Source organism: Parolsenella sp. (genome assembly GCF_982402205.1).
Genome location: NZ_CEVYAT010000181.1, coordinates 1 through 2,626, shown reverse-complemented (window position 1 = coordinate 2,626; position 2,626 = coordinate 1). Strand labels below are relative to the sequence as shown.

At 69.3% G+C, this 2,626-nt stretch carries 3 protein-coding genes; 1 reads left to right on the top strand and 2 read right to left on the bottom strand.

The window, feature by feature from the left end:
- Positions 1–745: hypothetical protein (locus AC1VTH_RS07785; protein WP_481335574.1), on the top strand; the 745-nt coding region annotated here is incomplete at its 5' end.
- Between the two features lie 121 nt (positions 746–866).
- On the opposite strand, the gene queA is transcribed toward AC1VTH_RS07785, so the two are convergent.
- Positions 867–2,093, bottom strand: a complete 1,227-nt coding sequence (gene queA, locus AC1VTH_RS07780) for a tRNA preQ1(34) S-adenosylmethionine ribosyltransferase-isomerase QueA (RefSeq protein ID WP_481335572.1) — start codon at positions 2,091–2,093, stop codon at positions 867–869.
- 179 nt (positions 2,094–2,272) lie between these two features.
- Positions 2,273–2,497 (bottom strand): DUF1622 domain-containing protein, encoded by a 225-nt coding sequence (locus AC1VTH_RS07775; RefSeq protein ID WP_481335570.1) that lies wholly within the window; start codon positions 2,495–2,497, stop codon positions 2,273–2,275.
- Between the last annotated feature and the right edge of the window lie 129 nt (positions 2,498–2,626).

Sequence of the window (2,626 nt, the reverse complement as noted above, 5' to 3'; positions counted from 1 at the left end):
GGCCAGGCGTGCCCTCAAGGTGGCGCAGGCGCAGGCAAACGAGGCGCAGGCCAGCCGCGACTCCAAGCTGCAGGCCGCCCAGCGCGCGGCCGTGAGCGCGCAGAACAAGCTCGCCAAGCTCCAGGACCAGCTCGCCGAGGCCAGGCGCAACCCATCGGCCGGCGCTCGCGACGTCACGTCCAAGAGCGGCGAGGTAGCCGCCGCGCTCGCCGCGCTGGAGCGCGCCCGCGGGGAGGTCACCCGCACGGACCAGGAGACCCAGCAGGCGCTCCAGATTGCCCAGACGCACCTCTACACGCAGCGCAAGTCGCTCGAGGAGGCCGAGGCAGACCTCGAGGCGGCCGGCTCCATCGACCAGGCGCGCCGCGACGAGCACAAGCGCCTGAGCAAGCGCGCCAGCGACGAGGAGGACGAGGTCGGCGAGGCGATTCTCGCGCTGAACGGCGAGCTCGAGGAGGCAAACGTCGAGCTCGAAGACGCCAGCGGTCGCAGCCAGGCCGCCGCGTCTGCGCTCGAGGAGGCGCGCGAGATCCACGCCCACCCCGAGCTCACCGAGCAGCTCGCCGAGCGCGAGGGCGAGGCCCACGCACAACTCGACGAGCAGCGCGCGCTCACCGAGCGCCTCGCCGCCGAGGAGGACGCGGTGCGCGAGCGTACGCAGCACACGCGCATGGTCGTCTACGCCCTCGCGGGCGCGGCCGTCGTCATCGTCCTGCTCGTCGTCCTGTTCGCCGTCGCCGGGTAGCAGAGGGGCCAGAGCCCTTTATCACATCCGCCCCGCTCCAAGGCAAGCGGCCCGAACGCTCAACGCGCTCGGGCCGCTTCTCGTGAGACAGGGTACCCCACCTCGAATTTATTGGTGTCCCCTACTCGATGAGCATCGCGTCGCCAAAGCTCAGGAAGCGATAGCGCTCGTCGATGGCCGCGGCGTAGGCGTCCATGATCTGCTCGCGCGTGGCCAGGGCCGAGACGAGCATCATGAGGGTGGAGCGCGGCACGTGGAAGTTGGTGATGAGCGCGTCGACCACGTGGTAGGTGCTGCCGGGCATGAGGTAGAGCTGCGTGGTAGCGTTCTCGCGCACCACGATGTCACCGCGACCGAGCGTGTCGGCCGAGTCGGGGCGGCCGGCGAAGCGGCGCGCCACCATGGCGGGCGCGGCGGCAGGGGCCTCGGCGTCAAAGGCGCTCTCGAGCGAGCGCACCGCCGTGGTGCCCACGGCAACGACCCTGTGGCCCGCGGCCTTCGTGGCATGCACGGCGTCGACCACGTCTTGGGTCACGTGGTAGCGCTCGGTGTGCATAACGTGCTGGGTGGGGTCGTCCTCCTCGACGAGGCGGAAGGTGTCAATGCCCACCTCGAGCTCGACGGTGGCCCAGCCAATGCCGTGCTCCTTGAGGCGTTCGATGAGCTCGGGGGTAAAGTGCAGGCCCGCCGTGGGCGCCGCGGCCGAGTGCTCCTCGTGCATGGCGTAGACGGTCTGGTACTTCTCGGGGTCGCCCTCGTAGCTGGTGATGTAGGGCGGCAGGGGCACGTGGCCCGCGGCGTGGATGGCGGCGTCGAGCGTGCGCGGCTCGCCGGTGGCCTCGTCTGCGCCCTGGGGCTCGAAGCGCACGAGGCGACCGCCCTTGGAGTCCTCGACGAAGTCGACGATCTGGCCGGTGAGCACCACGGGTGCGCTCTCGGGAGCGTGCAGGCCGCCCGCGCGGTACTCGATGAGGGCACCGGGCTTCAGGCGCTTACCAGGGTTCACGAGGCACTCCCAGACGTGGCCCATGGCGTCGAGGTCCTCGCGGCGCTTGAGCAGCAGGGTCTCGGAGACGCCGCCGGTCTGGGCCTTGCGGCCCACGAGGCGGGCGGGCATGACGCGGGTCTTGTTGGCAACGAGCAGGTCGCCCGGCTCGAGGTAGTCGAGGATGTCGTAGAAGTGGCGGTGCTCGACGGAGCCGCCGTCGGCGATTGCGGAGGCGCTGCCCGTGACGCCCGCGCCACCGTCGCGATGCAGGACGAGCAGGCGGCAGGAGTCCCTGGGCTCGGCGGGCGCCTGGGCGATCAGCTCGTCTGGCAGCGGATAGTCAAAGTCATCGGTACGCATGGAGTCGGTTCCTCTCGTAGGTTTGTCCGCAAGAGAGTTTAGCGCCCCGGACGGCGGAATACCACGCCACCCGGGGCGCCATCACCTGGCGTTGCTTGTGGATGGGACTTGCCCGAGGGCGTCGTCCGCCCGGGACCCGTGGCTACGGCTCGCCCAAACCCGCAGCCCGCCCGGAACCGCTACCCCTCGAGGGCCTGGCTCCCCTCGCTTTTGGCCTCCTTCTCCTCTTCCTTGATCTCCCGGTGGATAAGGAAGGTGAGGGCAGCCCTCAGGGCGATGCTGTCCGCGACGGTGCCAATCTCGTGCCAGTCGCGGGCGATGACCGTGCGCAGGATCTCGCTACCCATCTTGAACTCGAGGCCCATGGCAAGGCCCTTCGCCAGCGTGAGCTTCGTCTGTGGCAACCCCGTGACGGGACTGGTTCATGTTTGCCACTGTAAGAATGTGGACCACTTGAAGAAACGTATTTCAGCATTCCTCCTGGCCCTCTGCATGGCCATCACGATCGTGCCCGCGACTGGCACGAGATTGGC